The following is a 26,978-nucleotide window of genomic DNA, read 5'->3' as shown; positions in this document are numbered from 1 at the left end:
CGACCGCACACCTCGCCCAGAGCCTAGCACTTAGCCCTGCAACGCACTCAGGGTCAGGTCCAGGCACTTGCGCGCCTTGGTCACCAACTCATCGATTTCCGCCTCGGTAATCACCAATGGCGGGGAGATGATCATGGTGTCGCCCACGGCACGCATGATCAGGCCGTTGTCGAAGCAGAACGTGCGGCAAATCATGCCCACGCCCTTGCCTTCGTAACGTTTGCGAGTGGCCTTGTCCTGGACCAGTTCGATGGCCCCCAACATGCCTACACCGCGCACTTCCCCCACCAATGGGTGATCGTTCAGTTCCCGTAGACGCTTTTGCAAATAGGGTGCCGTTTCGGCGTGGACGCGCTCGATAATTTTTTCTTCGCGCAGGATGCGGATGTTTTCCAACGCTACCGCTGCGGCCACCGGATGCCCGGAGTAGGTGAAACCGTGGTTGAAATCGCCGCCCTCGTTGAGCACCTTGACCACTTCGTCACGCACGATCAGGCCACCCATTGGGATGTAGCCGGAGGTCAGGCCCTTGGCGATGGTCATCATGTCGGGTTTCAGATCGTAGTGATCGCTACCGAACCACTCACCGGTGCGGCCGAAACCACAGATCACTTCGTCCGCCACGAACAGGATGTCGTACTTGGCGAGGATTTCCTTGATGCGCGGCCAGTAGCTGTCGGGCGGCACGATCACGCCACCGGCACCCTGGATCGGCTCGGCAATAAAGGCACCGACGTTGTCCACGCCCAGTTCCAGAATCTTCTCTTCCAGTTGATTGGCGGCCCAGATGCCGAATTCATCCGGGCTCATGTCGCCGCCTTCACCGAACCAGTACGGCTGGGCGATGTGGACGATGCCCGGGATCGGCAAGTCGCCCTGTTCGTGCATATAAGTCATGCCACCCAGGCTCGCGCCGGCCACGGTGGAACCGTGATAACCGTTCTTGCGGCTGATGATGACTTTCTTGTTCGGCTGGCCCTTGATCGCCCAATAGTGGCGGACCATACGCAGCATGGTGTCGTTGCCTTCCGAGCCCGAACCGGTGAAGAACACGTGGTTCATGCCTTCCGGCGCGATGTCGGAAATAGCCTTGGCCAATTCCAATACCGGCGGGTGAGCGGTCTGGAAGAACAAGTTGTAATAAGGCAGTTCGCGCATCTGTTTGGCGGCGGCGTCGGCCAGTTCATCGCGACCGTAACCGATCGCTACGCACCACAGGCCGGCCATGCCGTCGAGGATCTTGTTGCCTTCGCTGTCCCACAGATAAACGCCCTTGGCGCTGGTGATGATGCGCGGGCCTTTCTCTTTGAGCTGTTTGAAATCGCTGAACGGCGCCAAGTGGTGATCGCTGCTCAAGGCTTGCCATTCACGGGTTTGCGGGTTGTTGCTGGTCATGCGAATTCTCCTTGGAATCGGTTAGAGCGCCGCCCAGTGCAGCGGCGCCCGGCGCATCAGACGGCGAAGAGCAGGAATTCCCGCTCCCACGAACTGATTACGCGCTTGAAGTTTTCATGCTCGGCCCGCTTGACCGCGACGTAGCCAGTAATGAATTTCTTGCCCAGGTATTTCTCGATGGTCGCGCTGTGTTCCATGCGTTCCAGCGCGTCTTCGATGGTCAGTGGCAGGCGCAGGTTGCGGCGTTCATAGCCACGCCCCACCACCGGCGCACTCGGGTTCAAGCCTTCGACCATGCCGATGTAGCCGCAGAGCAGGCTCGCGGCAATCGCCAGGTACGGGTTGGCGTCGGCGCCCGGCAGGCGGTTTTCCACCCGACGGTTTTGCGGCCCGGCATCCGGTACGCGCAGGCCCACGGTGCGGTTCTCTTCGCCCCACTCCACGTTCACCGGTGCCGAGGTGTCCGGCAGGAAGCGGCGGAACGAGTTGACGTTCGGCGCGAACAGCGGCAGCAATTCCGGGATGAGTTTTTGCAAACCACCGATGTGGTGCAGGAACAACTGGCTCATGGTCCCGTCTTCATTGGAAAAGACGTTCTTGCCGGTCTCGAGGTCGATGATGCTCTGGTGGATATGCATCGCACTGCCCGGCTCGCCGGTCATGGGCTTGGCCATGAAGGTGGCCGCCACGTCGTGCTTGAGCGCGGCTTCGCGCATGGTGCGCTTGAACACCAGAATCTGGTCGGCCAGGGACAGGGCATCGCCGTGACGGAAGTTGATTTCCATCTGCGCCGTGCCGTCCTCGTGGATCAACGTGTCGAGGTCCAGTTCCTGCAGTTCGCACCAGTCGTAGACGTCTTCGAACAGCGGGTCGAATTCGTTCGCTGCTTCAATGGAGAACGACTGGCGACCGGTTTCCGGGCGACCGGAACGGCCAATTGGCGGTTGCAGCGGGAAGTCGGGGTCTTCGCAGCGCTTGGTCAGGTAGAACTCCATTTCCGGCGCCACGATCGGCTGCCAGCCCTTGTCGGCGTAGAGTTTCAAAACCTTCTTCAATACGTTGCGCGGCGACAGCTCGATCGGGTTGCCCTGCTTGTCGTAGGTGTCGTGGATCACCTGAGCGGTCGGCTCGATGGACCAGGGCACCAGGTACACCGCGTTCTGGTCGGGGCGGCAGATCATGTCGATGTCGGCCGGGTCGAGCAGTTCGTAATAGATGTCGTCTTCGACATAGTCGCCGGTCACGGTCTGCAACAGAACGCTCTCGGGCAGGCGCATGCCTTTTTCGGCAATGAACTTGTTGGTCGGCGAAATCTTGCCCCGGGTGATCCCGGTCAAGTCGGCGATCATGCATTCGACTTCTGTGATCTTGTGGTCTTTCAACCAATCGGTGAGCTGGTCGAGGTTGTTACTCATAAATGCCTCTAGGCTGAGTTTCCTGACTCTTATAAGTCAGGCGTTGTTTGACGCATGGGCGTCGCGTGTTACAGATTGCCACTGCAAGGGCCGCGCACAAACACTCGCCGCGACCCGGGCATGGGCCATGGAGAGCGTAGTCGGGCGTGCAGAATCATGAGCAGGGCCAGGCGCATTGGCCGGGCCGCTGAAGTGAAACGGTTCTATATTGGGAGTACGGGCAGTAAAGAGAATGTCGTGCGGACCGTCCAGAATATCGGACGGGGCCAGCGCGGCCACCGGGGAAGGAAGAGTCGACGGCACGCCATTGGCAACGAAGGCCTTGGTGTGAACGTAACGATCGCCACTGATGTGATAAGCATGCAGACCGATCTGCCCAGAGCAGACGGCGACGCCGATTAACGGCAGGCGAGACATGAAGCACCCCGGTATTATTGCTGTTATGGGTTTGAATCGAGCTTAGCCTTGTTCATTTTTTTACACAACACCCCCGTAAAAAATACAACACGGCCCGCTCAAACGTGCAGTTGCCAAGATGGCCAAAGGCAAAAAAACGCCCCAAAGTGCCTCAAAAAAGCCTCACGAGCGCTTTTTTAGGGCAAAAAAGGCCTCGCTTGACTTCGGCATGCCGTTCGGGTTGACTGAAACCCGAAGAGATCAATGATTGATATTTTTAACAACAAAGGTGTTGCATCATGTCGGTACCCCCGCGTGCCGTTCAGCTTAACGAAGCGAACGCGTTCCTTAAGGAACATCCTGAGGTTCTGTACGTTGACCTTCTGATTGCGGATATGAATGGTGTGGTGCGCGGCAAGCGCATTGAACGCACCAGCCTCCACAAGGTTTACGAGAAAGGCATCAACCTGCCGGCCTCTCTATTTGCTCTGGATATCAATGGCTCGACGGTGGAAAGCACCGGCCTGGGCCTGGACATCGGCGATGCTGACCGAATCTGCTATCCAATCCCCGACACCCTGTGCAATGAGCCTTGGCAAAAGCGCCCTACCGCGCAACTGCTGATGACCATGCACGAAATCGAAGGTGAACCTTTCTTCGCGGATCCCCGTGAAGTTTTGCGCCAGGTTGTGACCAAGTTCGATGACATGGGTCTGACGATCTGTGCCGCGTTCGAACTGGAGTTCTACCTGATCGACCAGGAGAACGTGAACGGCCGACCGCAACCGCCGCGCTCGCCGATCTCCGGCAAACGCCCGCATTCGACTCAGGTCTACCTGATCGACGACCTCGACGAATACGTCGACTGCCTCCAGGACATTCTGGAAGGTGCGAAAGAGCAAGGCATCCCGGCCGACGCCATCGTCAAGGAAAGTGCCCCGGCGCAGTTCGAAGTGAACCTGCACCACGTCGCCGACCCGATCAAGGCTTGCGACTACGCGGTCCTGCTCAAGCGCCTGATCAAGAACATCGCCTACGACCATGAGATGGACACCACCTTCATGGCCAAGCCTTACCCAGGCCAGGCGGGTAACGGGCTACACGTCCACATCTCGATTCTCGACCGTGACGGCAAGAATATTTTTGCCAGCGAGGATCCCGAGCAGAACGCCGCACTGCGTCACGCGATCGGCGGTGTGCTCGAGACCCTGCCGGCACAGATGGCTTTCCTGTGCCCGAACGTCAACTCGTACCGTCGTTTCGGCGCACAGTTCTACGTGCCGAACTCGCCGTGCTGGGGCCTGGACAACCGGACCGTGGCGATTCGCGTACCGACCGGCTCGTCCGATGCGGTGCGGATCGAACACCGCGTTGCCGGCGCCGATGCCAACCCGTACCTGCTGATGGCTTCGGTCCTGGCAGGCGTGCATCACGGCCTGACCAACAAGATCGAGCCAGGCGCGCCCGTGGAAGGCAACTCCTACGAGCAGAACGAGCAAAGCCTGCCGAACAACCTGCGTGATGCATTGCGCGAGCTGGACGACAGCGAAGTCATGGCCAAGTACATCGATCCGAAATACATCGATATCTTCGTGGCCTGCAAGGAAAGTGAGCTGGAGGAGTTTGAACACTCCATCTCCGACCTTGAGTACAACTGGTACCTGCATACCGTTTAAGTGGTTGCAGTCACAAAGAAACGCCGTTGGCTGATGAAGCTGACGGCGTTTTTTTATGGCCGCCTGCGGCGGTTCGCGAGCAAGCCCGCTCCCACAGGAGATTTCCTTCGCACGCAAATTCTGTGTTTCACACCAATCAAATGTGGGAGCGGGCTTGCTCGCGAAGGCGGCCTACAAGACAACAACACAACCCGACTCGTACAATGCCCGCTGCCCCGCAGGAGACGCCAATGACCCGCCCCGCCCCTATCCGCAAACCCCGCGCACGCAGCCAGGCGCGGATCGATTCGATCCTCGATGCCGCCCGCACGCTGCTGGCCGCCGAGGGCGTGGCCAGCCTGTCGATCTACAGCGTCGCCGAGCGGGCGGAGATTCCGCCGTCGTCGGTCTACCACTTCTTCGCCAGCGTCCCGGCCCTGCTCGAAGGGCTGACGGCCGACGTCCACGCCGCGTTCCGCGCCTGCCTGCAAGCGCCGATTGATCACGACGCGCTGCATGACTGGCGCGACCTGTCGCGGCTGGTCGAGCAACGCATGCTCGATATCTACGACGAAGACGCCGCCGCCCGCCAGTTGATTCTCGCGCAACACGGTTTGACCGAAGTCACCCAGGCCGACCGTCAACACGACCTCGAGCTGGGCGATCTGATGCACACGTTGTTCGACCATCACTTCGAACTGCCGAGGCTGCCGATGGACGTTGATGTGTTTGCGTTGGCGATGGAGCTGGGGGATCGAGTGTATGCGCGCTCGGTGCAGCAGCATGGGCAGATCACGCCGCGCATGGCTGAGGAAGGAATGCGGGTGTTCGATGCGTATCTGGGGCTTTACCTGCCGCCGTATCTGCCCAAGCGCGCCCTCTCAGCCTGATTTCTTGGCTGGCTCTACTGGCCTCTTCGCGAGCATGCCCGCTCCCACAGTAGATCTTCAGTGAGCATAGAATTTGTGTTCGACACAAATCCCCTGTGGGAGCGGGCTTGCTCGCGAATGCCGCACCGCCGAATTCACTGATTCACGCACAAAAAAACCCCGAAGGGCTGAAACCCTTCAGGGTTGTCGTTTACGCACCACTTACAACTTGGCGATCGACACTTCAGTGGATTTCACGAAGGCGATCACTTCGCTGCCGACCACCAGTTCCAGCTCTTTCACCGAACGCGTGGTGATCACCGAAGTGACGATGCCGGAAGCGGTCTGAACGTCGATTTCCGACAGCACGTCACCCAATACGATTTCCTTGATCGAGCCTTTGAACTGGTTACGAACGTTGATGGCTTTGATAGTCATGATGTTGATTCCTGTCAGTAGAGATAAGGCGTGGGTTATTGCGCCCAACGCAGTTGCGTAGGCAATGGTGAAACAGGTTCCGGTTCCGGCGGTTCGCCGGGCAGGGACAGCACGCGGTTGAGGACTTCGGTTTCCAGCGCCGCCAGCCGATGGGAGCCGCGCACCCGAGGGCGTGGCAGTTCCACCTGCAGGTCGAGGCCAACTTCGCCGTCTTCGATCAGGATCACCCGATCGGCAATCGCCACCGCTTCACTGACGTCGTGGGTGACCAGCAACACGGTGAAGCCGTGCTTTTGCCAGAGCCGTTCGATCAGTTGCTGCATTTCAATCCGGGTCAGGGCATCCAGGGCGCCCAACGGCTCGTCCAGCAGCAGCAAGCGCGGTTGGTGGATCAGCGCGCGGGCCAGGGCTACGCGTTGCTTCTGCCCACCGGACAGCGCCGCTGGCCACTCATTGGCGCGATCCGCCAGGCCTACCGACTCCAAAGCTTCCAGAGCTTGCGGCCGCCAGTTGCCCTTGAGCCCGAGGCCGACGTTGTCGATGACCTTTTTCCATGGCAGCAGGCGCGCTTCCTGGAACATCAACCGCGTGTCTTCCCGGGCATCGCTCAGTGGCGCCGAACCGGCCAGCAGCTCGCCGCCCGTAGGCTTGTCGAGTCCGGCGAGTAAACGCAGCAAGGTACTTTTGCCACAGCCACTGCGACCAACCACGGCGACGAATTGCCCGGCCGGAATATGCAGGTCGACCTCGCGCAGCACTTGCCGCGAACCAAAGGTCTTTTGCAGCTTGCGCACCGCCAGCGGAATCCCGCGCAGCAGGCGTGGAGGTTGTTGAGCGGTCATGCGGCACCTCCTTTGGCAACCTGATACGCCGGATGCCAGCGCAACCAAACGCGTTCAAGTCCACGGGCCGCGAGGTCGGCCAGTTTGCCGAGCACCGCGTACAACAGAATCGCCAGCACCACCACGTCGGTCTGCAAGAACTCCCGGGCATTCATCGCCAGGTAGCCGATGCCGGAGCTGGCGGAAATGGTTTCGGCCACGATCAGCGTCAGCCACATAAAGCCCAAAGCGAAACGCACACCGACCAGAATCGAAGGCAATGCACCCGGCAGGATCACCTGGCGAAACAGGCTGAAACCGCTCAAGCCATAACTGCGCGCCATCTCCACCAGCGCCGGATCGACGTTGCGGATGCCGTGATAGGTATTGAGGTAGATCGGAAACAACGTGCCCAACGCCACCAGGAAAATCTTCGCCGACTCATCGATGCCGAACCACAGGATCACCAGCGGAATCAGCGCCAGGTGCGGCACGTTGCGGATCATCTGCACCGAACTGTCGAGCAGGCGTTCGCCCCACTTCGACAGCCCGGTGATGAAGCCCAGGGTCAGGCCAATGCCGCCGCCAATGGTGAAACCGAGTGCCGCACGCCAACCGCTAATGGCCAGGTGGGTCCAGATTTCACCGCTGCGCACCAGGCTTACCCCGGCTTCGATCACGGCGATGGGAGCCGGCAGGATCCGCGTCGACAACCAGCCCGCCGACACCGACAACTGCCACACCGCCAGCAACAGCACCGGCAACGCCCAGGGCGCGAGGTTGTGGATAATTCTTTTCATGGCGGCGCCTCAGCTCTGGGACGCGGCTTTGGGAAGAATGTCGTTGGCCACCATCTCACCGAACGGGCTGACGAAGTTGGCACCCTGTGGCTGTTCCGGGCGCTGGACGTCGATGTGCGGGAACAGCAACTCGGCGACGCGGTAAGCCTCTTCCAAGTGTGGATAACCGGAGAAGATGAACGTGTCGATGCCCAGGTCGGCGTATTCCTGCATGCGTGCGGCCACGGTCGGACCGTCGCCCACCAGTGCCGTCCCGGCACCACCGCGTACCAGGCCGACGCCGGCCCACAGATTAGGGCTGACTTCCAGGTTATCGCGGCTGCCGCCATGCAGCGCCGCCATACGTTGCTGGCCGACCGAATCGAAACGCGACAGGGAAGCCTGGGCTCGGGCGATGGTTTCGTCGTCCACATGGGAAATCAGGCGATCTGCCGCGGCCCATGCTTCCTCGTTGGTTTCCCGCACGATCACATGCAAGCGAATGCCGAAGCGCACGGTGCGACCGAGCTTCGCGGCTTTGGCCCGCACTTGTGCAATCTTCTTGGCCACTGCCGCTGGAGGTTCGCCCCAGGTCAGGACCATCTCCACTTGTTCCGCCGCCAAGTCCTGGGCCGCTTCCGACGAGCCGCCGAAGTACAGCGGCGGACGCGGTTGCTGGATCGGCGGATAGAGCAACTTGGCACCCTTCACGCTGATGTGCTGACCGTCGTAATCGACGGTTTCGCCTTCCAGCACCCGGCGCCAGATGCGGGTGAATTCCACCGAGGCTTGATAGCGCTCTTCGTGGCTGAGGAACAAACCGTCGCCGGCCAATTCATCCGGATCACCGCCCGTCACCAGGTTGAACAGCGCACGGCCGCCGGACAAACGATCCAGGGTCGCGGCCTGGCGCGCCGCCACCGTCGGGGAAATGATCCCGGGGCGCAGGGCAACGAGGAATTTCAAACGCTGGGTCACCGGGATCAGCGACGCGGCCACCAGCCACGAGTCTTCGCAGGAGCGGCCGGTAGGGATCAACACCCCGCCGAAACCCAGGCGATCCGCCGCCTGGGCAATCTGTTGCAAATAACCGTGGTCAACGGCGCGAGCGCCTTCGGCGGTGCCAAGGTAATGGCCGTCGCCGTGGGTAGGCAGGAACCAGAAAATATTGAGGCTCATGGAGTGGTCTCCTTAGGAATTCGAATTACTGCGCTTTGGCAACGGCCGCCGGTGGCGTCCAGATCACGTCTTTGATGCTGAGCGGCTTCGGGATCAGCTTGAGCTGGTAGAAGCTGTCGGCGATTTTCTGTTGCGCGGCGACCACTTCCGGGGTCAGGAACAGCGCCCCGTAGCCCTGGCGTTTTACCGAGGTCAGGGTGATCTCCGGCGACAGGCCGAGCAGTGGCGAAACCTGTTTGGTCACGTCTTCCGGGTTGGCCTTGGACCACTCGCCGACGGCGCGCACTTCTTCGACGAGGGTCTTGATCACCTCGGGGTTTTTCTGTGCGTAAGGCTTGGTCGCCAGGTAGAACTGATGGTTGTCGACGATGCCTTGGCCATCACGCAGGGTGCGTGCTTGGAGTTGCTGTTCGGCGGCGGCCTGGTACGGGTCCCAGATTACCCAGGCATCGACGCTGCCACGTTCGAACGCGGCGCGGGCATCGGCGGGTGGCAGGAATACGGTCTGGATATCGGTGTATTTGAGGCCGGCGTCTTCGAGGGCGCGGACCAGCAGGTAATGCACGTTGGAGCCTTTGTTCAGGACGACTTTCTTGCCCTTGAGGTCGGCAACGGATTTGATCGGCGAATCCTTCGGCACCAGGATCGCTTCGCTGTGGGGCGCTGGCGGCTCGTAGGCGACGTAGAGCAGATCGGCGCCGGCGGCTTGGGCGAAGACGGGCGGGGTTTCGCCGGTGACGCCGAAGTCGATGGAGCCGACGTTCAGGCCTTCCAACAGTTGCGGGCCGCCGGGGAATTCAGTCCATTGCACGTCCACGCCTTGGGCGGCGAGGCGTTTTTCCAGCGTGCCCTTGGCCTTGAGCAGCACCAGGGTGCCGTACTTCTGATAACCGATCCGCAGGGTCTCGGCTTGTGCTTGGGAAATAACGCCGAAGGACACAGCCGCCACAAACAGGGCGACCAGACCACGACGCAAAATGACAGTGCGCATAGCGCTCTCCTATTTGCTGTTGGGTTTTGGCTGCACCTGCTTGGCCGTTGGCGGCTGAGTAAGGTGAGTGGATCAAATTCGGGGTAAGGCTCAAATGCTCCAGCGAGCACTCAACAAACGTTCGTTCAGCAGGTTCGGGTCGAGCGGCTTGGGCCGTCGCGCCATGGCGCTGAAAAACAGCTCCAGGGATTCATTCAGTCGTTGTTCCAGCTCCGGCGCCAATTGCGCCTGGGCGCTGCCTTCGCCGTAGGCGATCTGGCTGTCCACGGCGAAAATCCCGTGGAGCATTTCCTGGGCTTTTAACGCCGACAGCACCGGTTTCAGCGCGTAGTCCACCGCCAGCATGTGGGCGATGCTGCCGCCGGTAGCCATTGGCAACACAACCTTGTGCGCCAGGGCGCGCTCGGGCAGCAGGTCCAGCACGGTTTTCAGTGCGCCGGAGAACGACGCCTTGTAGACCGGCGTGGCGATCAGCAGGCCATCGGCGTTTTCAATCTGTTGCAACAGGTCGATCACCTTCGGGCTGTCGAACCGTGCGTGCAGCAAGTCTTCGGCCGGGAAGTCCCGTACCTGATAACTCACCACTTCCACCCCTTGTTCCTGCAACCAGCGTTGCGAACGCTCCAGCAGCACCCCGGAACGAGAGCGTTGGCTGGGGCTGCCACCGAGTGAGACGACCAGCATTCAGGTGATTCCTTGAGCGTTGTTGGCGATTCGCAGTGCGCGATCTCGCGTCGATGAGGTGACCTTAACAGGTGATTTATATATCCATAAATCATATTTATTCATTTGGTTATTCTTTAAAGAACTATGCGATACACCTTTCTCCAGACAAAAAAACAGGCCGTAAAAACGGCCTGAAAAATCCCCTGCTTTGTGAATACACATACCCCCTGTAGGAGCGAGGCTTGCCCGCGAAGAGGCCATCACGGCTTGCATCAATGGTTGCCTCGACGACGCCTTCGCGGGCAAGCCTCGCTCCTACAGGGGTTGTTGATCGTTCCCACGCTCCGCGTGGGAATGCATCCATGGACGCTCCGCGTCCAATGTGACGCGGAGCGTCACGGGCGGCGTTCCCACGCAGAGCGTGGGAACGATCATCGGTTTACCGGTTCGGTTGTGGCGTCAGGCGCAGGTACGGCTTCACTGCGCGATAACCCTTGGGAAAGCGTTTCTTGATTTCGTCTTCGTCCTTGAGCGACGGCACGATCACCACTTCATCACCGTCCTGCCAGTTGGCCGGGGTGGCCACTTTGTAGTTGTCGGTGAGTTGCAGGGAGTCGATCACCCGCAGGATTTCATGGAAGTTGCGACCGGTGCTCGCCGGGTAGGTGATGGTCAGCCGAACCTTTTTGTTCGGGTCGATCACGAACAGCGAGCGCACGGTCAGGGTGTCGTTGGCATTTGGGTGAATCAGGTCGTACAGGTCCGAGACCTTGCGATCGGCGTCGGCCAGGATCGGGAAGTTGACGATCGTGCTCTGGGTTTCGTTGATGTCCTCGATCCATTTGTGGTGCGAGTCCACCGGGTCAACCGACAGGGCAATGGCCTTGACGCCGCGCTGGGCAAATTCATCCTTGAGCTTGGCGGTGAAGCCCAGTTCAGTGGTGCACACCGGGGTGAAGTCCGCCGGATGGGAAAACAGCACGCCCCAGCTATCGCCCAGCCATTCGTGAAAACGGATAGTGCCGGCGCTGGAATCCTGTTCGAAATCGGGGGCGATATCGCCAAGTCTGAGGCTCATGGTGCTGCTCCTGGTGAGTGCTTGTTGAGCTCAACTGTGCCTGCATTCCGATTGAATTAAAAAGAATAAATATCGATTTATTTAGATCATAAGTGAATATTAAACATCTGTTCACTGGACCTGCGCGGCCATCGCGACCAACATCGCCCACAAGGTTCGAGAAGGCCTTGAGTAGCTGCAAAGAGGGAATTTTCAGGGCGGGATTACGGGGGTGACTCCGCTCTGAAAATGCAAAAGCCCCGCCCGGCGAGGTGCCGGGCGGGGCTTTTTTTACTCAGGTGTACTTGAGCGCGCTATTACAGCAGCGGGATCGAGTAGCTGAGGATCAGGCGGTTTTCGTCCTGCGAACGGGTGTTCGGCAGGTCGGTGCGCCACATAGCATTTTTCCACATGAAGCCAACGTTTTTCAGTGGGCCTTCCGGTACAACGTAACCGATGGTCAGGTCGCGTTCCCACTCGGAACGATCCGAAGCGGCCTCGCGGCCGTTGGTGCCAACGGTATCGATCGAGTCACCCTTGAGGTAGACCAGGCCGGCGGTCAGGCCTGGCAGACCGACTTTAGCGAAGTCATACGAGTAGCGTGCTTGCCAGGTTTTCTCGCCGGCACGACCGAACTTCTGGATTTGCATGTCGGTGATGGTGTAGTTCGACGAACCGTCGCCCTGGTTCAACCAAGGGAAGTCGCTGCTGCCGTTGCTGACCTGGTAACCGCCACCGAAGGTGTGACCGGCAACGGAGTACAGGAACAGGCCGCTGTACAGGTTGTTGTCGACTTCACCACGGCCGTTACGCACGCCGGTGTAGTTACCCGTGCTGAAATAAGCCGGATCAGTACCGTTCTTGCCATCATCGGAGCTGTTGAAGTAACGCAGATCGGACTTCAGCACGCCCGGACCGATGGACCAGTTGTGAACAAGGCCCAGGAAGTGTTGCTTGTAGAAATCTTCCAGGTTGCCGTAGTAGTACTGGGCAGTCAGGTCTTTGGTGATTTTGTAGTCACCACCGGCGTAGATGAACTTGTTGCTGTCGCGGAAACCAGCGCCACGGGTGTTGGCGCCGCCGATGCTCAGCTGTTCATTGTTGCTGGAGTTACGACCTTTCACAGCTTCGATCTGGCCGCCGACGAGGGTCAGGTCCTTGATGTCGCCGGAAGTGATCTGGCCGCCCTGCCAGGTTTGTGGCAACAGACGACCGTCGTTGGTCACGATAACCGGGTTTTTAGGCTGCAAAGTACCCAGTTTCAGTTCGGTCTGGGAGATCTTGGCTTTGGCAGTCAGGCCCAGGCTGGAGAAGTCATCAACCGCTTCGCCGTTGGACTTGCTTGGGAACACGGTGCCGCCGTAGGAAGTAGCGGTAGCGCCGTTAGTGCCGCCGCCCGAATCCAGCTTGACGCCCAACAGGCCGATGGCATCGATACCGAAGCCGACGGTGCCTTGGGTATAACCGGAGATGAAACGCAGATCGAAGCCTTGGCCCCATTCTTCGTTCTTGTTCGCGCCGGCGCCGTCGCGGTTATCGGTATTGATGTAGTAGTTACGCAGACCCAAGGTAGCCTTGCTGTCTTCGATGAAACCGGCGGCGCCTGCCTGCTGCGCCAAAACCCCTACGGCCACAGCCAGGGCCAAGGTGGACTTATTCATGTTTCGCTCCTCTCGTTTCTAATTCTTGTGTTCCGGCCCTGGGTCGAATGCCCTGGATCCTGAAATATGCGCTCGCAACCAAACCGTGACTTGCCAGTCAACCGATGCAGATGGGGCACGCATGTTAAACATAAAAAAAATTATTTCATTATTTTTCATGCCGATCTGGAATATCAATGGGCACTACTTCTTAACGTCGGACATAAGGTATCGGCCCATACGGCATGCACTTTAGGCGATTCGATTAAAAGCTAAAAAGAATAAAAAATTCACACAAAAGCTAAATTTGGAATATCAAAAAAACCCCGAAAAAAAGCCTCGCCAGCCAGCGAGGCCTTTTCCCGAGGCTATTACAAGAAGCTGTAGGTGTAGTTGAAGATCAGACGGGTCTGGTCAACATCGGGGTTGTTAGAAACTTCGCTGCCACGGTAGACACCATTACGCACGGTCACGCCGAAACCTTTAAGGGCGCCCTGCTGGATGGTGTAGTCGACCCGCATGTCGCGTTCCCACTCGGACGCATCAGGGCCATTGCCGGTCGTGGCCTTGATATCGTCGCCATGCAGGTAAGCGATCGACGCTCTCAGACCAGGTACACCCAGGCTGGCGAAGTCGTAGCTGTACTGACCGAAGGTGGTGTTTTCACCGGCACGGATAAAGCTGTTAACCATGGAGTCAGTGAACAGATAGAAGCTGGTGCCCCCGTTGCCTTCAGGACGGTTATTGCCATCAACCACGTTGCCCTGGTTCAGCATGACGAAGCCGCCGTCATCGCTGACGCGCTGGTGCCCGACCAGGAAGGCGTTGCCACCCAGGGTGTAGGTGAACATGGCGCTCCAGGTCTTGTTATCGACCTCGCCCGGGTTCTTGGCGTAACCGTTGTTGTTGTTGAAGCGGTAGCCTACGTCGCCGTTCTTGCCGTCGGAGCTGCTGTCGAAATAACGGATGTCGGTTTTGAACGACTGGTTCGGGGCGATCTGGTACAGGTGCACCAGGCCGAGGAAGCTCTGCTTGTAGTAGTCTTCCAGGTTTGCGTAGTAGTACTGCAGCATCAGGTCTTTGGTGACCTTCCAGTCAGCACCGGCGTAACGGAACTGGTTGCTGTCCTGAGTACCGCCCGCCACTGCCAGGCCGGTGGAGTTGGACGATGCACGACCGGCCGAGTGTTCCAGCTGACCTGCGTTGAAGGTCACGTTGTCGATTTCTTTCGAGGTGATGGTGCCACCGTCAAAGGTCTGCGGCAGCAGACGGCTGTCGTTCGACAGCAGGATCGGCAACTGAGGTGCCAGAGCGCCACCTACGTGGGCCTCGGTCTTCGAGAAGCGTGCCTTGACGTTAGCCGATGCTCGGCTCCACTCGTCCACGGCCGAACCGTCACTATCGCTTGGGAAGAACGAGTTGCTGTCCGGGTGATGGCCCTTGCCACCGTCCAGATGGATACCGACAAGCGCCTGGGCATCAATACCGAAGCCGACAACACCTTGGGTGAAACCGGACAGGTAATCGAACTTCAGACCTTCCGCGGTTTCTCGCTGACTGTTGGCAGGAGTATTAGCGCCTTCGCGGAAATCGTTGTTGTAATACATGGTGCGGGAACTGACGGAAGCCTTGCTGTCTTCCAGGAAACCCGCGGCGCCTGCCTGCTGCGCCAAAACCCCTACCGCCACGGCCAAGGCCAAGGTGGACTTGTTCATTGTTAAGCTCCTCTCGTTTCTAATTTTTGTGTTCCTGGCCCTGAGTCAGTAGCCCGGGGTTTCTAGGATTGGCGATTAGCGCCAGACCGTGACCCACAAGTCAATCGTAACTTTATGTGTCTACGACCATGGTCTAATCCCCCCATGATTTGGTCCCTGCAAGGTCATGAATTTTCATAAGCCTAAAAAGAATCAGCAGATCCTTTCTCATACCCTTTAGGAATTTAATTGCACGGCTGGCGCTGAAATGCCGGCTTGCGAGCCAATTCCTAAAAGGTATTTATTCGTATTTTTTAAGATCGATTGGCTTTTAAGGCGCTCACAATCCATCTCATCAATAGCCACGCCATGACGACCAAACGCGAACTATCCGGCTCAATTGTTACAGTTTGTGTATCGATATTAAGATTTTGGAGGCTCAGGCGGCCAACCTTACTCTTGGCTATAAACCGCTATGGAACCGAGCAAAGTGGCTAGGCCGACGGTATTTGTGAGAAGACCATAGGTCATAAAATCGACTGACGCCGTTTTAAAAGCGGTCCGCAAGTGGTCACCGCCATTCGCGTCCGGTGACATTGATGGTGCATATGGCTGGTCGCCAGCGCTGTGGGGGTAATTCGCAGTACTGACAGGCCCCTCACCGTCGCGGTGCAGGTTGGCCAAAAGGAACAAGGAAGGTTGGAGGCGGTGCTGCCGGATTATTCGCCGTATATGAACGCGAAGTTCGTCACCGAATAACACCAATTACCGAAGGAGCGAGGCTTGACCGCGAAGAGGCCATCACGTCCAAAATCAATAGTGGCTGTGACGACACCTTCGCGGGCAAGCCTCGCTCCTACAGGAGGGTGGCGATGCGGTTACAGGGTTTTTTCGAAGATCTTCGAATTACGCTGATAGTTGTACAGCGAGGCCCGCGCCGACGGCAGGCGCTCGACGCTGCTTGGCTCGAAACCACGTTCGCGGAACCAGTGCGCGGTGCGGGTGGTGAGCACGAACAACGTTTTCAGCCCCTGGGCCCGGGCACGGGTTTCGATCCTTTCCAGCAATTCATCGCCGCGACCGCCATGGCGATATTCCGGGTTCACCGCCAGGCAGGCCAGCTCCCCGGCGTCCGAATCGGCGATCTGATACAGCGCCGCGCAGGCGATGATCATGCCTTCGCGCTCGACCACGCTGAATTGCTCGATTTCGCGCTCCAGCACTTCCCGGGAACGACGCACCAGAATCCCCTGCTCTTCCAGCGGGCTGATCAAATCCAACAAACCGCCGACGTCTTCAATCGCCGCTTCGCGCACCAGTTCGAATTGCTCCTGGGCCACCAGCGTACCGCCACCGTCACGGGTGAACAGTTCGGTCAGCAGCGCGCCGTCTTCGGCGTAGCTGACGATATGGCTGCGCGCCACGCCGCCGCGACAGGCTTCAGCCGCCGCATCCAGCAACTCACCCTGATAGTTGTTGCCCAGGCGTTGCAGATGCGCCGGCACCTGCTGCGGACGCAATTCGCGAACCAGACGACCGTTTTCGTCGATCAGGCCCAGGTCGGCGCCGAACAACAGCAATTTATCCGCACCGAGGTCGATGGCCGCACGGGTAGCGACGTCTTCGCAAGCGAGGTTGAAGATTTCACCGGTCGGCGAGTAGCCCAGCGGCGACAGCAACACGATGGAGCGCTCGTCCAGCAAGCGATTGATGCCCTTGCGATCGACCCGACGCACTTCACCGGTGTGGTGATAATCGACGCCTTCGAGCACACCGATCGGCCGCGCCGTCACCAGGTTGCCGCTGGCCACCCGCAGGCGCGAGCCCTGCATTGGCGACGACGCCATGTCCATGGACAGCCGCGCCTCAATGGCGATACGCAATTGGCCAACGGCATCGATCACGCACTCCAGGGTCGCGGCATCGGTGATGCGCATGCCGTGGTGGTAATGCGGGATCAGGCCGCGTGCGGCGAGGCGGGTTTCAATTTGCGGACGGGAACCGTGGACCAGCACCAGTCGCACCCCGAGGCTGTGCAACAGCACCAGGTCGTGGACGATATTGCCGAAGTTCGGATGCTCCACCCCGTCGCCGGGCAGCATGACGACGAACGTGCAATCGCGGTGGGCATTGATGTAAGGAGACGCGTGACGAAGCCAATTAACGTATTCGGGCATGAACCTGGGCCTGTAATAAATAGCAGCCAAAAAATGGGCGAAGCAAAAAACGCACAACGGGCTGGTGGTTATCGTCGGAACAGGCTTGGCGACACGCGAGCTCTCCTCATGAATACGGGTTGGGACATCAACAATTTAACCGCGCCCCGTAGGAGCTGCCGAAGGCTGCGATCTTTTGATTTTGCTTTTTAGAATCAAGATCAAAAGATCGCAGCCTTCGGCAGCTCCTACAAGGGCTCGCGTTCAACCGACGGGCATCGGGGTTTGGGCCGGCGTCAGGCAGTAATGTTCAATCAATTGACGTAATAGATGCACGGTAGGCTGCAAACGTGACATTTCGAGGTATTCCCCCGGTTGGTGAGCGCAGGCGATATCACCCGGGCCGAGCACCAGTGTTTCGCAGCCAAGGCGCTGAAGATAAGGCGCTTCGGTGCCGAACGCTACTGCTTCGGCGCGATGGCCGGTGAGCTTTTCCGCGACCCGGACCAATTCCGCGTCCTCGGCCTGCTCGAACGGGGGCACTTCAGGGAACAGCGGCGCGTAATCGATCTTCACTTGATGGCGTTCGGCAACCGGTTTGAGCCGCGCCAGAATTTCCGCACGCAGGGCTTTGGGGTCCATGCCCGGCAACGGTCGCAGATCGAATTCCAGCGAACACTGGCCGCAGATGCGGTTGGGGTTGTCGCCACCATGAATGCAGCCGAAATTCATCGTCGGGGTCGGCACGCCAAACTGTGGATTGCGGAATTCGCGCTGCCACAACAGGCGCAAGCCGCGCAGTTCGCCGATGGCGTCGTGCATGGCTTCGAGGGCGCTGTGGCCCAGGCGCGGGTCGGAGGAATGGCCGCTCTGACCGAGGATGTCGATGCGCTCCATCATGATGCCTTTGTGCATGCGGATCGGCTTGAGCCCGGTCGGCTCACCGATCACCGCCGCCCGGCCCAGCGGACGCCCGGCTTTGGCCAGGGCACGCGCGCCGGACATCGAGCTTTCTTCATCGCAGGTGGCGAGGATCAGCAACGGCTGTTTGAACGGTTGGTCGAGCAGCGGGATCACCGCTTCGATGGCCAGGGCGAAAAAGCCCTTCATGTCGCAACTGCCCAGGCCGACCCAGCGACCGTCCACTTCGGTCAGTTTCAACGGATCGGTCTGCCACAACGCGCCATCGAACGGCACGGTGTCGCTGTGTCCGGCCAGCACCAGGCCGCCGGGGCCGGAGCCGAAACTGGCGAGCAGGTTGAATTTGCCGGGGCTGACCTGCTGGATATCGCAGGCAAAACCCAGATCGCCGAGCCAGCTCGCTAGCAAATCGATCACCGGCCGATTGGTTTGATCCAGGCTCGGCTGGGTACAACTGACGGACGGCGCGGCGATCAGCGCAGCGAACTGATCTTTCATGGACGGCAAAGGCATCGCTGACTCCAACTCCCGAATTGAAGTCCATCATAGAACCATCCGGCGACAGGAATAAACCGCCGCGGCACGTAGGAACGTTCACTCCTGTACACTGCACGACCTTGGCAGCCACACATTCCCCCGGCTGCGCTCCCGATCCTGGATTTTCCGGCCATGCAGAAAGAAACCGAAATCAAACTCCGCGTCAGCCGCGAAACCCTCGCTGCCCTGCGCGAGCACCCGCTCCTGAAAAAACGCAACAAAAGTGGCTGGGAACGCCGTGAGTTGATGAACCAGTACTTCGACACGCCTGAGCGCGACCTGGCCCGCGCCAAGGTTGCCCTGCGCCTGCGCCGCGATGGCGAAGAAGTGATCCAGACCCTCAAGACCCGTGGCCAGAGCGTCGCCGGTCTGTCCGAGCGTAACGAATACGACTGGAACCTGCCCAAAGCCAAGCTCGACGTGAAGAAACTCGACGGCGAATGCTGGCCTGAAGAACTGGCCGAGTTGGACAAGAAAACCCTGAAAGCCATCTTCACCACCGATTTCGTGCGCGAACGCGCAGAAATTGCCTGGGGCCGTGGCAAGACCAAAGTGGTCATCGAAGCGGCGCTGGACTTCGGCCACGTCGTGGTCGGCAAGCAGAAAGAAGAAATCTGCGAACTGGAACTGGAACTGCGCGAAGGCGAACCTGCCGCGCTGCTGGAACTGGCCGCCGAACTGGCCGCGACCCTGGCCCTGATGCCGTGTGACATCAGCAAGGCCGAGCGCGGCTATCGTTTGTACGACGCCAACAGCTACTCCCTGAGCCTGCCGGCGCCGCAGATCACTGCCGAAATGCCGCTGGACGACGCGTTCGCCGCGCTGAGCTGGCACCTGCTGGGCAGCAGCCAGCGTCTGGCCGAGCAATATCGCTTCAATGGCCACTGGCGCTTGTTGCAGGACTGGGTCGAAAACCTCGGTGAATTGCGTGCGCTGCTGAGCAGCCTTGGTCAAGCCGCACCGCGTCAGTCGACTCACGACCTGCGCCTTGCACTGGACGCCTTGCTGGAAGACTGGCGTCCGCTGGTTCAGGCTGGCCTGGACGACGAAGACGTGCGCAAAGCGGCGCCGGAGCAATTCCTCGAAGAACTCCAAGACCCGCGCTGGGGCCTGTTCTCGCTGAACACGTCGCGCTGGTTGCTGGCTCGCACCTGGACCGCCAACCGCAACGTGCGCGGCAATCGCCAAGGCGCTGCGCAACTGGCCAACTGGCTGCCGCGCCTGCTGGGTGAAGAAGCCACGTCGCTGCAATTGCAACGCTACCAGCAACAGCCGGAAGACCTGGCCGAGCAACTGCCGCGCATCGAACGCATCCAGGCCTGGATGCACCATGCCCGTGGCGTGCTGGACATCCCGGAAATGGATCGCCTGTACGGCGAGCTGAACAAACTGGCGCAACTGGCCAACGAGCCGATCACCGACGAAAGCCTGGATGCGCGTAAGCAACAGGCGATTGCCGTGTATCAGAACCGTGCCTGGAAAATGTTGCTGCGTATGTGATGCCCTGTGGCGAGGGGGCTTGCCCCCGTTCGGCTGCGAAGCAGTCGTAATCAGCCAACGCGTTTTATCTGACTCAACGCGTTGGCTGGTTTTGGGAGTCCTTCGGACTCCAACGGGGGCAAGCCCCCTCGCCACAAAAGCCCTCTGTCACAATGATCAGCGCAACACCGGCAAACTCGTCGTCGACTTGATCTCCGACAACGCCACTATCGAGTTCACTTCCTGAATCCCCGGCACCATCGACAGCTTCTCAAAAAAGAAGCGCTCATACGCCTCGATATCCGCCGTGACAATCCGCAGCAAAAAATCCACCGACCCCATCAGCACATAACACTCCAGCACTTCGGGAAAACCGCGAATCGCCTCGGTGAATTCCGTGAAGTTGGAACGACCGTGGGCGTTGAGTTTGATTTCGGCGAAGATCTGCGTGTTCAGGCCGATTTTCTTGCGATCCAGCAACGTCACCTGTCCGCGAATGATCCCCTCCTCCTTCATCCGCTGAATCCGCCGCCAGCACGGCGACTGCGACAGCCCCACCTGTTCGGCAATCTGCGCACTGGACAGCGAAGCGTCCTCTTGCAGCAACGCGAGAATCTTGCGGTCGTAGCCATCCAGCTCGGCGTGCATAAAAAAACCTTCTAGTGATCACTTGTTGAATCAAACGATTCGATAAACCGGCAATACGCCCGATCATAGCCAAGAAATGCCCGGCACCGAATGTAAAAATTCCTCCAGTGATTTTGGAGCCCGACCCATGCCGCATCTAGAAGCCGTGAACACCCCACCGACCCGCGCCGACGTGTGGAATGTCAGCAATGCCCATTGCCGCGTGCAGTACCAACTGCTGGCCGAGGCCGAACCGGACCTGCTGTGCCGCGCACTCAACCTGTTCGCCTTACAGTTTCTGACGCCGGAGCAGGTCAACGTGCAGCGCATGGACGATTTGCTGTCGATCGACATCGTGATCGACGGGCTGAGTTGGCACCGCGCCGAAGTGATCGCGGAAAAACTTCGTAACCTGATCAGCGTCTGCTCGGTGAACCTGCAGAGTGCCGATGCGGCGTGGGATGAGCAGGCCCAAGCGGCCGGCTGAAAGAACTGGAAACGGCTTCGTCGGGTAGTGGCCCAACGGTTAGCGGGTCCGCGACTATCCTTTGCACACTGCGGTCTAGATCGCTGTTTGCAGGATTGTTCAAAAGGAACCCGCATGTCCGTTCAACTTGCCACGCAGGACCGCTGGCTGGATCTCAATGATTTGCTGCGAGAGCTGGTCGCCCAGGGCTTTATCACCCAGGATTCGGCCGAACTCGCGCTCAATGCCCGCCGCCGGCATGCCGCCAATGGCCAGTTGCACCCGTTGGAGTTTATTGCCAGCCAACACCTGGACGACCTCAGCCGTCCCGGCAAACACCTGGACCTGGAAAGCCTGACCCTGTGGTTGTCGCAACAAGCCGGCCAGCCTTATCTGCGCATCGACCCGTTGAAAATCAACGTCGCGGCCATCACGCCGCTGATGTCCTACGCCTTTGCCCAGCGTCACAAGATCCTCGCCGTTTCCATCGACCGCGACGCCGTGACCGTGGCCAGCGCCCAGCCCTACGTCACGGGCTGGGAAGCCGATCTGACCCACGTCTTGAAGCTGCCGATCAAACGCGTGGTGGCCAACCCGGCGGATATCCAGCGCTTCAGCGTGGAGTTTTTTCGCCTGGCCAAATCGGTCACCGGCGCCACCAATGCCGATCAGCAGACCAGCACTCTCGGTAATTTCGAACAACTGCTCAACCTCGGCGCCAGCGATCAGGAGCCGGACGCCAACGACGCGCACATCGTTAATATCGTCGACTGGCTGTTCCAGTACGCGTTCCAACAGCGGGCCAGTGATATCCACATCGAACCCCGGCGCGAGCAAGGCACGGTGCGGTTTCGCATCGACGGCGTGCTGCACAACGTTTATCAATTCCCGCCCCAGGTGACCATGGCCATCGTCAGTCGTCTGAAAAGCCTGGGCCGAATGAACGTCGCCGAGAAGCGCAAACCCCAGGACGGCCGGGTCAAGACCAAGACCCCGGACGGCGGCGAAGTGGAACTGCGGCTCTCGACCCTGCCCACGGCATTCGGCGAAAAAATGGTCATGCGGATCTTCGACCCGGAAGTGCTGCTCAAGGACTTCGATCAGTTGGGTTTCTCCACCGATGACCTGCGCCGCTGGCAAGACATGACCCGCCAGCCCAACGGCATCATCCTCGTGACCGGACCGACCGGTTCGGGCAAGACCACTACGCTCTATACAACATTGAAGAAACTGGCGACGCCGGAGGTCAACCTCTGCACCATCGAGGATCCGATCGAAATGGTCGAGCCGGCCTTCAACCAGATGCAGGTCCAGCACAACATCGACCTGACCTTCGCCGCCGGCGTGCGCGCACTGATGCGGCAAGACCCGGACATCATCATGATCGGCGAGATCCGCGACCTCGAAACCGCCGAAATGGCGATCCAGGCCGCGCTCACCGGTCACTTGGTACTTTCGACCCTGCACACCAACGACGCACCGAGCGCCATCAGCCGCCTGCTGGAACTCGGCGTGCCGCATTACCTGATCAAAGCCACGGTGCTCGGGGTCATGGCCCAGCGCCTGGTCCGCACCCTGTGCCCACACTGCAAGGCGCCGCTGACCCTCGACGAAGAAGACTGGCAAACCCTGACCCGGCCCTGGCAAGCACCGCTACCGAACAATGCCCACCGCGCCATCGGCTGCCTGGAATGCCGCGACACCGGCTACCGCGGCCGCGCCGGGGTCTACGAAATCATGCAACTGACCGATAGCGTCAAGGCACTGATCACCCCCGATACCGATTTGCTGGCGATTCGACGCCAGGCGTTCAAGGAAGGCATGCGCAGCTTGCGACTGTCAGGGGCGCAGAAGGTCGCGGCGGGGCTGACGACAATTGAGGAGGTGTTGCGGGTGACGCCGCAGAGTGAGCAGAAGTAGTCGGGTTGACTCAGAGCTTGTCCCAGATTGCTGACTTGAACCAGGCTGGGATCTGCTCCGTTCTCAGCTCCAGATCCTCGCCATTTGTGACTTCCGCCAACCAGATACTTTCGTGGCTGGAGTTATCGAAGATGTAGGCGCGATCGCTGTAGCGAATGGCATCAAGAAGAAGATCGAGAGAGCGGGCGTAACGGCTCACAATCTTATCTTCTGGCACTGGATGACCACCAAGACGAACCCTGTTCTGCACTCGAGAAATATTGATGAGGGGGTCATCTGTTGCCACAAAATAGAGATAGGTTCGGAACCCCTTTTCTTGAGCTGTACGCAACAGCGCCACTTTATCGGGGGACGACATGACAGTTTCGAAAGTAAACGACACCCCAATGTCCAAAAGCTTGTGGCGTAAAAAGTCCGATATCACCGAGGCATAGTAGGAGTTGACCAAAATCCCGGAAAAGTCCAAGACATCGTCATTGAGCCGAACCTGTTGAGATTCCGTCACCAAGTCTGCCTTCTTCAGCAATGTCGATCGCCCGAAAAATTCCAGCAGCGCTTGGCCAGTCCCGTTTACACCATATTCTTTAGATCAAGAAAACCGGTATCCCGAATGTCTTTCTCAACCTCATCCGGATTGATATAGATACCCAAAAGTTCTGGACCGATAACCGACTTGATTGTGCTTTACCAGAACCATTTGGACCGGCGAACATGCGCATCCTGGGTACAGCTGTCATTTCAGACGTCGCTTTTCGCCACGCACGACCGTGGTTGGAGCCGCAATGTTCTTCAGTTTTTTCCGTGTGCCGTCTGGAGAAATCTCATAAAGCGCACCATTTTGACTTTCCAGCACCGTATTGCCAGAAGCCAGTGCTTGCCAATATGCCTGGGTAACGGCAGATGCCGCCATTTCAGGTATATGCGACTCCAGATAGCTCAGCGTTTTCTCTTGCATGATCATGCTTCCTCAATCAGGCATTCAAAATAGCCGATACGCTCAACGGTTCGCCAGACATCGTTACATTTTGCGGTAGTTGAATTTAACCAAACACAATCCTACAAGTCTTTTGCCTTACACTTCGGACCATCGCCAACTCATTGATCCACACATCAACAGGGAATCGTTATGCAGATCGGTAGTGTGCTTTTACTCTTCGTCGGCCTGGTCGTCGCCATTCTGTTCATGGGTTTCAAGGTTGTGCCCCAAGGCTACCAGTGGACGGTCGAGCGTTTCGGGCGTTATACCAACACCCTCAAGCCGGGCCTGAACATCATCATTCCAGTGATGGACCGCATTGGTCGCAAGATCAACGTGATGGAAAGCGTGCTGGATATTCCGCCCCAGGAAGTCATCACCGCCGATAACGCCACGGTGCAGATCGATGCGGTGTGTTTCTTCCAGGTAGTCAATACCGCGCAAGCTGCCTACGAAGTGAACAACCTCGAACACGCCGTGCGCAACCTGCTGCAAACCAATATCCGTACGGTGCTCGGCTCCATGGAGCTGGACGCGATGCTCAGCCAGCGCGACAACATCAACGAAAAACTGCTGCGCACGGTCGATGAAGCGACGGCGCCGTGGGGCATCAAGATTACCCGGATCGAGATCAAGGACATCAGCCCGCCAGCGGACCTGATGGCCGCCATGTCCGGGCAGATGAAAGCCGAGCGGATCAAGCGCGCACAGATTCTCGAAGCCGAAGGCCTGCGCGCCGCTGCCATCCTCACCGCCGAAGGCAAAAAGCAGGCACAGATCCTCGAGGCCGAAGGTGGTCGTCAGGCCGCTTTCCTTGAGTCCGAAGCCCGGGAACGTCAGGCCGAAGCCGAAGCCAAGGCGACCCAGGTGGTGTCCGAAGCCATTGCCGGCGGCAACGTGCAGGCGGTGAACTACTTCGTCGCGCAGAAGTACATCGATGCCCTGGGCAAACTGGCTTCGGCCAACAACAGCAAAGTGATCCTGATGCCGCTGGAGGCCAGTTCGATGATCGGCGCGGTGGGCGGCATCGGCGAAATCGTCAAGGCCACGTTCGACAACAAGAAAGCCTGAGGCCGCGCCATGTGGGCATTCCTGCAACATTTGTCGTTCTGGGACTGGTTGGCCTTCGGCACGGTGCTGCTGATTCTGGAAGTGTTCGGTGCCGGCGGTTATTTGCTGTGGATCGGCATGGCGGCGGCAGCGGTGGGCGTGCTGACCTTTGTCCTGCCGGGCCTGTCCTGGGAGATGCAGTTTTTGCTATTCGGCCTGCTCTCGATCGCCACCGCGCTGTACTGGTGGCGGCGCCAGCGCAGTGCCGTGCGGGAGAGTGATCAACCCAACCTCAACCTGCGCGGCCAGGAACTGATCGGCAAAACCTTTGTGGTCCATGAGGCGATTGTCGATGGTCGCGGCAAGATCAAAGTGGCCGATGGCGTGTGGATGGCTCGCGGGCCAGACGCCGCGCTGGGTAGCCGCGTGCGGGTAGTCAGCCAGCAAGGGGCGATTCTGCTGGTGGAACCGACTGACTGAGCGCTCATGGAACTCGATTGGGTAAATGACGATCAAACCCCGTAGTTAACCCCCAGTGGAGTCTCCCGTCATGCGTCTCAAACTTGCTGTCGCTACCCTTGCCTTGCTGTCTCTTCCCGTTGGTTCAGCAATGGCTGACAGCTTTTGGCGTAACGTCATTTCGTCCGGCGCCACCACCGGCTCGACTTACCTGACCTTCAAGGATCACAAACTGATCGTCGCGGCACAGGATGATGCCGGCAGTTTCGTCGCCAGTGATGGCGGCATCCGCGGCCCTTACCTGGAAGCTGCCATGCAGAAAGTCCGCGCTGACAACCCGGGCCTGCAAGCCACGGACATGGAACTGGCGAATGCGATCCTGGCGAAGAACGCCGTCGCTTCGGACTAAGCTTTCGCAGATGCAGAAATGCCGCTCATATGAGCGGCATTTTTTATGGGCCATTTTCCTACAGCAGCGAGTGCCAAATCCCCGCTCCCCTGACGAGAATTCAGCGCATGACTGAGGAATGCTCTGATTTTTGCGGCCGCTGCGGGCCCGCAAACTTTGTCGATTCGAACACCCTTCACAAGCGAATCGATACCCATGAAAAAATCAGGTCTGCCTTTATTGTTGCTCGCCGCAGCGTTCAGCAACGTATCCCATGCCGAGGGCCTGTACGGCTCGGTCAAAATCCAGAGCGTCCAGCAAGACCTGGGAAGCGCGCTGCTGACCAGCCCCAGGGTCAACAATCGTGTGGCCAGCCCGGGCACCCATAAAGATGTTGGCGGCTCCGTGGCACTGGGCTACGGATTCAAGGGCGATTGGCGCCTGGAAGCGGAATACAGCATCAAACAGGATTCGGAATTCAAGAGCCGCTGGGCGCCGTTCAACGCCAACGTCAACAACATGCAAGTCTCGTCCAAGCGCCTGATGCTCAACGGCTACAAGGACTTCCCGCTGAACGACTACCTGTCGCTGTATGCGATGGCCGGCGTGGGGGTGGCGCACGTCAATTCCGAAGGCTATCAAACCAACCCTTCGCGCCGCTTCGCCAACAACGGCCAGAACAACTTCGCCTACGCCCTGGGCGTCGGGGCCGACCTCAAGCTCAACCAGCAAATCACTGTTGGCACCGGTTATCGCTATGTGGACATGGGCGATATTGAAACTGGCTACAACACCTTCGCCAACCGCATCAATGCCCGGGATGAACAGCTCAAGGGCAAGTTGCGCGAACAGAATCTGTACGTTGAGGCGCGGATGGCGTTCTAACGTTTAGCCGCGACGCCATCCCCTGTGGGAGCGGGCTTGCTCGCGAAGGCGGTGTGTCAGTCGGGATAGATGTTGACTGGCACGCCGCCTTCGCGAGCAAGCCCGCTCCCACATTGGAT

26 protein-coding genes and 2 pseudogenes are annotated in these 26,978 nt (G+C 59.0%); 10 read left to right on the top strand and 18 right to left on the bottom strand.

Annotated features, from left to right (window positions below; translation table 11 throughout):
* Positions 1–30: 30 nt before the first annotated feature.
* The 3 genes and pseudogenes from BK665_RS06785 to BK665_RS06775 all read right to left on the bottom strand — a co-directional run.
* On the bottom strand, positions 31–1,395 hold the full coding sequence (locus tag BK665_RS06785) for an aspartate aminotransferase family protein (RefSeq protein ID WP_123404020.1): 1,365 nt from the start codon (positions 1,393–1,395) through the stop codon (positions 31–33).
* 56 nt (positions 1,396–1,451) lie between these two features.
* Entirely contained in the window at positions 1,452–2,810 is a 1,359-nt protein-coding gene (locus BK665_RS06780; RefSeq protein WP_123404018.1) for a glutamine synthetase family protein, read from the bottom strand.
* Between the two features lie 99 nt (positions 2,811–2,909).
* A pseudogene (locus tag BK665_RS06775) lies at positions 2,910–3,227 on the bottom strand (gamma-glutamyl-gamma-aminobutyrate hydrolase family protein); the annotation flags it as partial.
* 278 nt (positions 3,228–3,505) lie between these two features.
* Between BK665_RS06775 and BK665_RS06770 the strand changes: the two are divergent.
* Together BK665_RS06770 and BK665_RS06760 are read left to right on the top strand one after the other, a co-directional pair.
* The gene (locus tag BK665_RS06770) at positions 3,506–4,882 is read left to right on the top strand and encodes a glutamine synthetase family protein (protein WP_123404014.1); all 1,377 of its coding nucleotides are present in this window, start codon (positions 3,506–3,508) and stop codon (positions 4,880–4,882) included.
* A 230-nt stretch (positions 4,883–5,112) separates the two neighbouring features.
* Positions 5,113–5,751, top strand: a complete 639-nt coding sequence (locus BK665_RS06760) for a TetR/AcrR family transcriptional regulator (protein WP_123404010.1) — start codon at positions 5,113–5,115, stop codon at positions 5,749–5,751.
* Between the two features lie 201 nt (positions 5,752–5,952).
* Here BK665_RS06760 and BK665_RS06755 read toward each other — a convergent pair whose 3' ends face one another.
* The 10 genes from BK665_RS06755 to BK665_RS06710 form a co-directional block, all read right to left on the bottom strand.
* Entirely contained in the window at positions 5,953–6,168 is a 216-nt protein-coding gene (locus tag BK665_RS06755; RefSeq protein WP_003229256.1) for a TOBE domain-containing protein, read from the bottom strand.
* 35 nt (positions 6,169–6,203) lie between these two features.
* Positions 6,204–7,010: an aliphatic sulfonates ABC transporter ATP-binding protein gene (gene ssuB / locus BK665_RS06750; RefSeq protein ID WP_123404008.1), complete on the bottom strand. Its 807-nt coding sequence runs from the start codon at positions 7,008–7,010 to the stop codon at positions 6,204–6,206.
* Positions 7,007–7,789, bottom strand: a complete 783-nt coding sequence (gene ssuC, locus BK665_RS06745; RefSeq protein WP_123404006.1) for an aliphatic sulfonate ABC transporter permease SsuC — start codon at positions 7,787–7,789, stop codon at positions 7,007–7,009. The genes ssuB and ssuC overlap by 4 nt, the downstream gene beginning before the upstream one ends.
* 9 nt (positions 7,790–7,798) lie before the next feature.
* Entirely contained in the window at positions 7,799–8,947 is a 1,149-nt protein-coding gene (gene ssuD, locus BK665_RS06740) for an FMNH2-dependent alkanesulfonate monooxygenase (RefSeq protein ID WP_123404004.1), read from the bottom strand.
* 25 nt (positions 8,948–8,972) lie between these two features.
* Positions 8,973–9,938 (bottom strand): sulfonate ABC transporter substrate-binding protein, encoded by a 966-nt coding sequence (locus BK665_RS06735; RefSeq protein ID WP_123404002.1) that lies wholly within the window; start codon positions 9,936–9,938, stop codon positions 8,973–8,975.
* 90 nt (positions 9,939–10,028) lie between these two features.
* A complete protein-coding gene (ssuE, locus tag BK665_RS06730) occupies positions 10,029–10,622 on the bottom strand; it encodes an NADPH-dependent FMN reductase (protein ID WP_090178348.1) in 594 nt (197 codons plus the stop codon).
* A complete protein-coding gene (locus tag BK665_RS34420; RefSeq protein WP_185076452.1) occupies positions 10,623–10,877 on the bottom strand; it encodes a hypothetical protein in 255 nt (84 codons plus the stop codon).
* A gap of 166 nt (positions 10,878–11,043) precedes the next feature.
* Positions 11,044–11,682 carry a peroxiredoxin gene (locus BK665_RS06720; RefSeq protein WP_123403998.1) on the bottom strand — a complete coding sequence of 213 codons (639 nt, stop codon included), beginning with the start codon at positions 11,680–11,682 and terminating at the stop codon, positions 11,044–11,046.
* A 296-nt stretch (positions 11,683–11,978) separates the two neighbouring features.
* Positions 11,979–13,322 (bottom strand): OprD family porin, encoded by a 1,344-nt coding sequence (locus BK665_RS06715; RefSeq protein ID WP_123403996.1) that lies wholly within the window; start codon positions 13,320–13,322, stop codon positions 11,979–11,981.
* A 350-nt stretch (positions 13,323–13,672) separates the two neighbouring features.
* Positions 13,673–15,016: an OprD family porin gene (locus BK665_RS06710; protein WP_123403994.1), complete on the bottom strand. Its 1,344-nt coding sequence runs from the start codon at positions 15,014–15,016 to the stop codon at positions 13,673–13,675.
* A 348-nt stretch (positions 15,017–15,364) separates the two neighbouring features.
* On the opposite strand from BK665_RS06710, the pseudogene tauA reads away from it, so the two are divergent.
* Positions 15,365–15,617, top strand: a pseudogene (gene tauA / locus BK665_RS35310) (taurine ABC transporter substrate-binding protein); the annotation flags it as partial.
* Between the two features lie 256 nt (positions 15,618–15,873).
* Here tauA and argA read toward each other — a convergent pair.
* Both argA and argE read right to left on the bottom strand, forming a co-directional pair.
* Positions 15,874–17,172 (bottom strand): amino-acid N-acetyltransferase, encoded by a 1,299-nt coding sequence (gene argA / locus BK665_RS06705; protein WP_092276518.1) that lies wholly within the window; start codon positions 17,170–17,172, stop codon positions 15,874–15,876.
* Positions 17,173–17,415: 243 nt separating this feature from the next.
* Positions 17,416–18,585 (bottom strand): acetylornithine deacetylase, encoded by a 1,170-nt coding sequence (gene argE / locus BK665_RS06695; RefSeq protein ID WP_123403992.1) that lies wholly within the window; start codon positions 18,583–18,585, stop codon positions 17,416–17,418.
* A gap of 156 nt (positions 18,586–18,741) precedes the next feature.
* Between argE and BK665_RS06690 the strand changes: the two genes are divergently transcribed.
* Positions 18,742–20,109: a CYTH domain-containing protein gene (locus BK665_RS06690; protein WP_123403990.1), complete on the top strand. Its 1,368-nt coding sequence runs from the start codon at positions 18,742–18,744 to the stop codon at positions 20,107–20,109.
* Positions 20,110–20,265: 156 nt separating this feature from the next.
* On the opposite strand, the gene BK665_RS06685 is transcribed toward BK665_RS06690, so the two are convergent.
* Positions 20,266–20,736, bottom strand: coding sequence for an Lrp/AsnC family transcriptional regulator (locus BK665_RS06685; protein ID WP_109502952.1), 471 nt, complete (start codon positions 20,734–20,736; stop codon positions 20,266–20,268).
* A 127-nt stretch (positions 20,737–20,863) separates the two neighbouring features.
* Between BK665_RS06685 and BK665_RS06680 the strand changes: the two genes are divergently transcribed.
* Both BK665_RS06680 and tfpB read left to right on the top strand, forming a co-directional pair.
* Complete coding sequence (locus BK665_RS06680; RefSeq protein WP_123403988.1) at positions 20,864–21,202, top strand: ACT-like domain-containing protein; 339 nt, start codon at positions 20,864–20,866, stop codon at positions 21,200–21,202.
* 114 nt (positions 21,203–21,316) lie between these two features.
* The gene (gene tfpB / locus BK665_RS06675) at positions 21,317–23,101 is read left to right on the top strand and encodes a type IV pilus assembly ATPase TfpB (RefSeq protein WP_123403986.1); all 1,785 of its coding nucleotides are present in this window, start codon (positions 21,317–21,319) and stop codon (positions 23,099–23,101) included.
* 10 nt (positions 23,102–23,111) lie between these two features.
* Here the strand turns inward: tfpB and BK665_RS06670 are convergent, their stop codons facing one another.
* A complete protein-coding gene (locus tag BK665_RS06670; RefSeq protein WP_259699580.1) occupies positions 23,112–23,627 on the bottom strand; it encodes an ATPase in 516 nt (171 codons plus the stop codon).
* Positions 23,628–23,834: 207 nt separating this feature from the next.
* The gene (locus tag BK665_RS06665) at positions 23,835–24,056 is read right to left on the bottom strand and encodes a hypothetical protein (protein ID WP_221178474.1); all 222 of its coding nucleotides are present in this window, start codon (positions 24,054–24,056) and stop codon (positions 23,835–23,837) included.
* A gap of 171 nt (positions 24,057–24,227) precedes the next feature.
* Here BK665_RS06665 and BK665_RS06660 point away from each other — a divergent pair, with 171 nt between their 5' ends.
* The 4 genes from BK665_RS06660 to BK665_RS06645 all read left to right on the top strand — a co-directional run bounded on the left by BK665_RS06660 (position 24,228) and on the right by BK665_RS06645 (position 26,859).
* A complete protein-coding gene (locus BK665_RS06660) occupies positions 24,228–25,148 on the top strand; it encodes an SPFH domain-containing protein (protein WP_123403982.1) in 921 nt (306 codons plus the stop codon).
* Positions 25,149–25,157: 9 nt separating this feature from the next.
* The gene (locus BK665_RS06655; protein ID WP_123403980.1) at positions 25,158–25,607 is read left to right on the top strand and encodes an NfeD family protein; all 450 of its coding nucleotides are present in this window, start codon (positions 25,158–25,160) and stop codon (positions 25,605–25,607) included.
* Between the two features lie 70 nt (positions 25,608–25,677).
* Entirely contained in the window at positions 25,678–25,995 is a 318-nt protein-coding gene (locus BK665_RS06650; RefSeq protein ID WP_123403978.1) for a DUF2388 domain-containing protein, read from the top strand.
* A 195-nt stretch (positions 25,996–26,190) separates the two neighbouring features.
* A complete protein-coding gene (locus tag BK665_RS06645) occupies positions 26,191–26,859 on the top strand; it encodes an outer membrane protein (protein WP_123403976.1) in 669 nt (222 codons plus the stop codon).
* Positions 26,860–26,978 lie beyond the last annotated feature (119 nt).

Origin of the sequence: Pseudomonas frederiksbergensis (assembly GCF_003732665.1) — a bacterium.
In the GTDB taxonomy this organism is placed as follows: Bacteria; Pseudomonadota; Gammaproteobacteria; order Pseudomonadales; family Pseudomonadaceae; genus Aquipseudomonas; species Aquipseudomonas frederiksbergensis_G.
This window is presented reverse-complemented; position numbering and strand designations above follow the sequence as displayed.